This window comes from Nostoc sp. XA010, from assembly GCF_020829625.1.
Lineage (GTDB): Bacteria > Cyanobacteriota > Cyanobacteriia > Cyanobacteriales > Nostocaceae > Nostoc.
Genome location: NZ_JAIVFX010000048.1, coordinates 21,727 through 30,181 on the forward strand (window position 1 = coordinate 21,727; position 8,455 = coordinate 30,181).

5 protein-coding genes are annotated in these 8,455 nt (G+C 41.3%); 1 reads left to right on the forward strand and 4 read right to left on the reverse strand.

Going from position 1 to position 8,455, the window contains the following annotated elements; all coding sequences use genetic code 11:
• Position 1 precedes the first annotated feature (1 nt).
• Positions 2–901: a DUF928 domain-containing protein gene (locus LC608_RS32340; RefSeq protein ID WP_229557472.1), complete on the forward strand. Its 900-nt coding sequence runs from the start codon at positions 2–4 to the stop codon at positions 899–901.
• On the opposite strand, the gene LC608_RS32345 is transcribed toward LC608_RS32340, so the two are convergent.
• The 4 genes from LC608_RS32345 to LC608_RS32360 all read right to left on the reverse strand — a co-directional run bounded on the left by LC608_RS32345 (position 843) and on the right by LC608_RS32360 (position 8,330).
• A complete protein-coding gene (locus LC608_RS32345) occupies positions 843–3,410 on the reverse strand; it encodes a CHAT domain-containing protein (RefSeq protein WP_229557473.1) in 2,568 nt (855 codons plus the stop codon). The genes LC608_RS32340 and LC608_RS32345 overlap by 59 nt on opposite strands.
• Positions 3,411–3,490: 80 nt before the next feature.
• Entirely contained in the window at positions 3,491–6,994 is a 3,504-nt protein-coding gene (locus LC608_RS32350) for a filamentous hemagglutinin N-terminal domain-containing protein (protein WP_229557474.1), read from the reverse strand.
• 226 nt (positions 6,995–7,220) lie between these two features.
• Complete coding sequence (locus LC608_RS32355; protein WP_229557475.1) at positions 7,221–7,448, reverse strand: hypothetical protein; 228 nt, start codon at positions 7,446–7,448, stop codon at positions 7,221–7,223.
• A 252-nt stretch (positions 7,449–7,700) separates the two neighbouring features.
• Complete coding sequence (locus LC608_RS32360; RefSeq protein WP_229557476.1) at positions 7,701–8,330, reverse strand: hypothetical protein; 630 nt, start codon at positions 8,328–8,330, stop codon at positions 7,701–7,703.
• Positions 8,331–8,455 lie beyond the last annotated feature (125 nt).

Sequence of the window (8,455 nt, forward strand, 5' to 3'; positions counted from 1 at the left end):
TATGACTAACTCTATTAAACTATCTTTAACTATTATTTTAGCGTTTCTTAATGCTATACCAGCCCAAGCACAGCTTGCTATTGCTAAACCGACTAATTCGGTGCAACCCTCAACGGGAAACGCTAGCCAACAACCAAAAAATAGATTAATTTTCCAAACACCACCACCACCGCCACCACCGAATACAGGTGCTCCTGGGCAACGCAGAGGAGGTGGAAGCCGTGGCTGTTTAAATGAAACCACACAAAACGTACAACTTGAGAGTAAGTTGCTCATAGCTTTAGTACCTGAATATTCGAGTTTACGAGTGGTTTCGGGGTTAACGACTCAGCAGCGCCCTACATTCTGGTTTTATGTTCCTTATACATCTGACTCTTCTTATGCCAAATTAGTAATAGAGGATGAAAAAGATCAAACTTTTTATAAAACGTCTTTAGCACAAAGACCAGGCATAATTGGTGTAACCCTGCCCCCTACCTCTTCACCTCTTGAAATTGGTAAGCAATATCGTTGGTACTTTAACATCTATTGCAAGCAAAATAATAAATTTCTGACTTCTGTAGAAGGAAACGTACAACTGTTAGCGCTCAAACCAAATGTGCAAACCCAATTAAGTAAAGCAACACCAAAGCAACAAGTCGCCCTTTATGCTGTCAATGGTATTTGGTACGATGCCTTGACTACTTTAGCTAATTTGCGTCGCACTTTTAGACAGGATACTAACTTAGCAAGCGATTGGGCTAGTTTATTAGAGTCTGTAGACTTACAAAACTTGGTTACGGAACCGATACTTGATTGCTGTAAGTCTGAAGCACAAACAGCAACAACACAGGCAAATATCACTACAGCCAATTTCCCACAAGAACGTAGGGTGCCCAGAATCTCGGACGTTGGTAACTAGGATTTTGTAACAAAGCTAGTTGGGCACGACGCAATGCTTCGGCTTTAGTTATGTTTGGTGTTTTAGCTAATTCTTGGTAGAAGTGGCTCATAAGTATCGAAGTAGATTGATCATCTATGTTCCATAGGGAGGCAAGGGTACTACGTGCCCCAGCACGAACAGCTACCCCAGCCAATCCTAAAGCGGCTCGATTATCACCACTTGCTGTCTCACAAGCGCTCAGTACTAACAATTCAACTGGTTCTGGTTTGTTCTCCTCTCTAGTTCGCAGAAATTCACTTAATTCGTTAACTTTAATCTGCTTATCCCAAGAGAGAACAAACGTCTTATTAACATCGGAGCTAAACTGTCCATGAGTTGCCAAATGAATGACTTTAAAAGGCAACGATTTCATCTGGTTCTGGAGCGCTTCTGAAGTAAACTGCTGATTCAGAAGCACTTTTGTTTCTACTTGTAAATCAATTGCTTGTAATTCACGTTCTACGTTTGGTAAGGCTGAAAATCCTAAACGTGCTTCACTTAACCCTGCTGTTAGTGCCTGTAATTGTCTCTTTGGCAAAGGCTTGGGGTCAAATAGTTGTAAACCCGGGGTAAGTGCTAGGGCATACTTTTCTATTAAATATTGTTTGCCATCATAGAGCGATGCCATTGGTATATTTCGTAATGCGCCATCTAAAACAAATACCAGTGTTTTAATTTCATTTTTGTCTAGTTCAGCTTCAGCAGGACGAATTAACCAATCGTATACTTGTGCAGATAGAGACTGAACCAGCCGTAATGTGTGAGGTTCAGGGATATTTTCTTGCAATTGCTCAAGAATCTTTTCCACATCTTGCTTAACTATATTAGTAGCGTAATGTTTTAAATCCTTTTGTCCTGACAACTTCAAAATAACTTCTAAGCGGTCTGGTAGAATTATTGGATAAATAATTGCTGCACTCTGGTCTTGCTCAACCACTTGGTCAATTTCTACCTTTGCAGTTAAACAAGCTTGTCGAAAGAAGTTATCTAGTTCTGCCAATTGTAAAGTTTCAATTATAAACCGAGCTTGTCTTAAGTTGTATGACGATGGCTCTAAATTCCCTTTTGTTTGTACCAGCAATTCCACCAATTCACGATACACTGGTTCCACACTTTCACGAAAGGTAAACTGAATTCCCTGATTAGTAGTAGCTAAATCGCTGCGTAAACTTTGAAGGTTTTCGATTGCTTTAAAATAGTATGAAGTCGCTTCCTTATTATCTCCTTTACTTTTAAGTAAACGCCCCATTTGCCATTCCCATTGATAACCAATATCAGATGCATCAATACTTTGTGCTATAAATAAAGCTTTCTGCGTAAGCGATTGAGCATCAGTGAATTGTTTTGTTTGTTCGTACAACCAGCCAAGAGTACCTAAAGCATAAGACTCTGCTCGTTTATCTTCTAGACTTTGTGTTTGCTCAATCGCTTTTGCTAACAGATGGGCAATATCTATCCATGAAAAAGCGATCCCGCTTGCTTCCTGTTTTAATCGTGCTAAATTTTGGGCAAAATTAATTTGAGCGTAAGCTGCGATCCGGCTTGGGGGTAACTTGTTAATCTCTGACTGGACTTGGGGCACCAATGCAAGGGCACTACTCCATTGCTTTGTTTTCAAGAGAAAACTAAATTGATTCAACAGCAATTGGATACGCATACTTGGGGGAATTGATATAACAGCAGCTTGTCGATAAAAATCTAAACTAGCTTCAGCGTCCCCCTCATCTTGTGCTGCATTAGCTAGACTGATTAAAGCTTCAGCGATTTCTGGATTTGCTTGCAAGGATAAAGCCACTTTCAGACTCTGCTTTAATACCTGTTGGGATTCATTTAAATCCCCTACAATTCGTAGTACATCACCAAGACTACGCAGCCCTATAGATTTCAAAGCTGAGTCTTCTTGTTTTTCAAGGCTTTGCTGTACTTGGGTCAGAATCTTTTTAGCTTGAGTATAAAGTCCTAACATTTGCAAAGCTTGTGCAGAAACGATGCGATTGCGGGTAAATTTAGCCCTGTCGTCTGTTTGTGTATAAATCTTAGCAGCTTGCTGCCAGGTTTGTAACGCAGTTTCGGCTTGTCCTCGTGCTAACTGCAAATGTCCTTGCACATCTAATGTTTGGGCAAGGATTTGCGAACGTGATGGTGAGTTATTTAAACTTTCTAATAACTTGAAACCTTTGGTGATTGCCTCTTGCGCTTCTGTCCATAAACCAAGTTCTTGATAAGCCAAGGACAAGTTCCTTAAAGTCATCGCAAGCCTTAGCTGATCTCCATTACGAGCATAGTTAGCCGCAGCTAATTCTAGAGTCTTAACAGCATCGCCAAACTGTTGAGCTTCATACAAAGCTCTGCCTTGTTGTACCAGATTTTCTGCATTAAGTGAACCTCGAGAGGGTATGTTAATTACAACCTTTTGAGCAGCACTAGGCAAAACTGTTGTTACTAAGAACAGTGTTACAAGTATAATTACGCTTACATTGCGTTGCATTATTGTCTGCAACTTTTTAAGTTTGCGCTGGACTCTTCGCCAAAATCTACTTAACAACATATTTATATTTATTTAGCAAATTAATTGGAAGCAGATTTTGCAGAACTACAAGTAACTGGTGACTGCTGCCAGTTTTTGTGAGGAGTGCCCGTAGATGCGTTGGCTGTAAGTACTATCTCACCTTTGGTATTAGTTCCCCACCCAGTAGCTTCGACAATCGGTGCTGCTAGTGTGGGGATAGGGGGATTCTCTTTAATAGTTTGCTGAAAGTTAATATCATTGCTTGGACTAAGAGTTGCCCACTCTGGTCGAACTATATTGCTACTAAAAGCTTCTCTGGGGTTAGGAGGTAAACCACCGCGTCCAGTAATGATAAAGCTGTTTTGAGCATAACCTGGACTGTAACAGCCCTGCGCTATCTGAGTGTCTACAGCTACCGTGGGTAGCTCAACTAAGCCACTGTTTGGGTCGATACCAGGTGTGTTGAGTTCTACGGTGCCTTGTGTACCAAATTCTGAACTAGCAGTGATGTCACTCAAGGGAGTTGGACTTTCACGAAACTCAATACCATAAATGCCATTCGCTTTGATATTTACTCTCCCACCGGCACCTGTAAAAGCATTGGCCCTGATATCGCTGTTTTCACCAGGCACAGCAACGATAAAGCCCGACGGAAGATCAATATTAATGTTGCCGCCATCGCCACCAACTTCTGCCGTGCCTGCGGTGGTAGAGATTTGAGCGCCACGACGCAGAAGCAGTAAATCAGTTTGTAAGTTGATATCACCACCGTTACCCAATGCAGATTGGGCGTTGAGTGTGCCACTGTTGTCTAGAGTAATTCTAGGTGAGGTGACGATAATATCTCCAGCAGTACCCGTCGGACTTTGGGAGTTAACAAACAAGCCACTATTAAAGTTTGAACTCTTGCCAGAAATATTGACTTGAGTAGCAGCATTAACTTTGATTGTGCCTGCATTACCTTGCCCAAGTGTTTCGGCAGTCAGTAGAGCGCCATCAAGTAATGAGAAAGAGCCAGAATTGATGGTAATGTTACCCCCATTGCCGACAGTTCCCGTCTCCACCCTGCTGCTAATTGCACTAACAAAACCATTTTTCTCCCCAGCAATATCAATAGCACCAGTAACATTAACATTGATATTGCCAGCATTTCCCCGCCCTGCTGGTTGGGTATCAGATGCTTCACGAGTCAAAGTTAGCAGTGTACCACCATTAATTAGTGATAATGTTGCAGCATTGATGTCGATATTGCCACCTTTACCGACCCCTCCAGGTTCTACCGTGCTGAAGATATAAGCATTATCTGCAAGAGAAACAGCATCTCGTGTCTGCACTGTCACATTCCCTGCATTCCCTTGTCCAAATGTTGAGGCAACAATTTCAGCTCCATCTTGTAATGTGAAAGAACCAGAATTAATACTAATGTTACCCCCATTGCCAACTGCCCCCGTCCCCACCCTGCTGTCAATTGCACTAACAAAACCATTTTTCTTCCCAGCAATATCAATAGCACCAGTAACATTAACATTGATATTGCCAGCATTCCCTTGCCCTGCCGACTGGCTAGCAGATGCACCACGAGTGCTGGTTTGCAATCTAGCGCCATCAATTAGTGATAATGTTGCAGCGTTGATGTCAATATTGCCACCTTTCCCGTCCCCTCCAGGTTCTACCGTGCTTAAGATATAAACATTATCTGCAAGAGAAACAGCATCTCGTGTTTGCACTGTCACATTCCCTGCATTCCCTTGTCCAAATGTTGAGGCAACAAGTTTAGCTCCATCTTGTAATATGAAAGAACCAGAATTGATACTAATGTTACCCCCATTGCCAACTGCCCCCGTTTCAACCTCGCTGCGACCAGTAGTGTAACTTTCGATGCTAGTATTATTTAGGAAGGAAACATTACCATTTGCGTGAATGGAGACGTTACCAGCATCCCCATCTTCAGTAGTGTAACTTTGGATACTACTACTACTTAGGAAGGAAATATTCTTGTCTGCTTGAATGGAGATATTGCCAGCGTTTCCTTGTCCGGAAGTATAACTTTGGATAGTGCTGTAATCTGTAAAAGAAATATTCCCATTGGAATGGACAGATATATTTCCTGAGTTTCCTTGCCCAAAGTCATTGTTATTACCTTGCAGGAATAAGTTATTGTTATTACCTCGCAGTACAATAGGAGAGGAGCTATCGATAAAGGTCTCGTCATTTAAAGAAATATCACCCTTGGCTTCCACTAATATGTTTCCACCAGTATTACCTTGTCCAATGGCACTAGTAGAAATATAACTATCTACGAAAGAAACAGCGCCATTGACTTGTACTGAAATATTTTTAGACTCTCCCTGCTCTGCCGAACTAATTGAAATAAAGGTATTTGCAAAATGACTACTTTGATTTGCTTGAACTGAGATACTACCAGCATCTCCTTGACCATAGTTTAAAATGTTCAGTGCAGCAGAATCTATTACGACAGATGACCCAGCTTTAATATTGATATTACCTGTATTACCCGTAGTACCAAAATCAACCTTATTAATAACTGTTGTTCTAATGGGATCTGTTTGACCAATTCTCATCGCTTCTGTAGTATTAAGTGTAATATCTCCTGCTTGAGAGTCAACTGTCCCTAAGCCTTTTGCTATTCCAGCAGTGAGGCTACTTTTAAAAATATCTAGGTTCCGGGCGTTAATGGTAATACTACCTCCATCTCCAGCAATTACATCTACTAACGCTTCATTAGTAAGAGAAACATTGGCTCTTGCTGTATCATTAGGAAAACTTAAGCGTAGATTGTTGCTATCTACACTCATATCTATTTTTCCAAAGCCTAAAGCTCCTCCTAATTCAACTTGTCCTCCTGGAGCTTGTAAAACTCCACCATCTAAGTTGACATCACCACCTACCAACAATAAACTTTGACCATTTGGAACTTTTAGTCCTTCGTAGATAGGCTTTAAATTATTTGGATCTGAATATAAAACAGAAAGACCAAGCCCTACATCTCTACGTGACTTCACAGTAATAGGGGCAGCGATTTGATTAAAGAAAAAAGCAGAAGGATTTATATTTAAAAGCCTTGTTGGGATAGATCCAAGTGGATTAGTACTGAAAATATCACCATTAGTTAAGCCAATGGCATTTGCTGTAGTTCCTACAAATGAACCATTGATATTTAAACTGGCGTTTGGGCCAAAAATGATGCCATTCGGATTAATCAGGAATAAGTTGGCTCTACCATTAGCTCGGATTAACCCATCAATATTAGAAACTGATTTCCCTGTTACTCGGCTAAAAATGTTCTCGATAGCCGCAATGTTATTAAAGGAAGCTGTATCGCCAGTACGAAGAGAAAACTCTTTAAAGCTATGAAATAAATTACCACCGACTTGTGTCCCTCCGGTAATATCGAAAGTTTTCCCATCCTGCGTGACGCTAGTGTTATTAGGTAAAGTGCCATCTGGAGTAATTTGGGCGATCGCATAATCAATGGTACAAAAGCTGACACCGAAAGCGATAGTCACCAAAGCACTCCAACAAGTAAAACCCAAACCTGACATTGCTTGCCTCCACTAATAGCAGCACCTAAGCTTAGTTAAGCATAAATCAAGTTACTAGCTACTAAATAACCAATAATTAGGCTACTAAGTTTTCACCCATAACTCTGATTTTTCGCAAGAACTTGAAAACTTTACAAAACGTTACTTTATAAAGTTCTCAAGCTACCGTTGACGCTATCGAACTTAATGGAGTTCACTTCCATCCTTACCGAGCAGATAGCGATCGCTAATCAATTTTCGAGTAGTAATTACGAATCCCAAACTCATCCAAAAATTTTTCTGGAATAACACTATCAATCGGAAAATAAAAAGCTAAATCTCCAGTGTGAAGCTTGCCTTTGGCTATAATTACTTGATATGCCATATTTTCGATAGAGACAATATCTAACCTATCAGCATTGGGATGAGGATTAATGCTGTTGATTTTGACAACTTCAACTTTAAAAATATTCATAACTCACCTCTTTTTGAAAGAACAGATTTTAGAAAAACTCTAAATCGAATACATAGTATAGGCGCACATCTGTGCGCTTCTATTGGTTTAGCCAGCTTCAATTAATTTATTACTCGTGTTTTCAAATGGTGTTGATAGAGTGGAGAATTTACTATACCCCCGTGAGGAGTTTCATTTGAGAGAGAGCATCTTTCCCCATAAGACAAAATATTACTTGTAGTGTCAATATGCTAGTAGTTGAAATGGCGATCGCTACTGATTCCAATCAACCAACACCCCATCCACAATCGCAATTCCCCACTGCGGAAACTTCACCAGCACCTTTTTAATCACGAACTGCAAAGCCGGATCGTCATTCCAGCACTCCTGCAAAAAGTCAAACCCCGGATTCTGCCCCGAATTCGCCGCTCGATTCAGTTTTTCCCTTCTTACGGGTCGCATATTCGACCTCGCTACAATTGCCTCATGTGACCATTTTTCAGGATTTGACACGGACGCGGCGGAACCTTCGCCCTCATCAACTGCTTTGATCTCTACACCCGAAACTGAATTTTCAGCCATTAACTCAGCAGAGGGGCGACTCGGTTCTATTTTCTGATCTGCGATCGCTGAAGTTGAAGATTTTTCAATTTGGGCAGGTGGCCCGGCGGAACAAGTATCTTCAAAACAGTCTCTCGCTTCCTCACCACAGTCCTGATTTTCAGCTAACAACAAAGCAGATCCACCCTGTGCAGCATCCACAAGCGCTAGCGTCGTGCAGTCCATTGCCACAGGCAAGTCTTTCACGCTTTCAACAGTCTGAGGCGAAGCGCCCCCCAAGGGCGCGTGAGCCGTCTCCTCTACACGCGAATTTTCTGTAAGCGTGTCAGAGAAACACCTCATACCAATTCAAAAAATGTTTGCGACAGATAGGGCATTCAAAATGAAATCATAGCCAGTCAGAGAAGCAGCCACTTGAGAAGTTAGTTGAGCAAGAAGTTCAGCAACCTTAGTTCGCAAATGTTCCA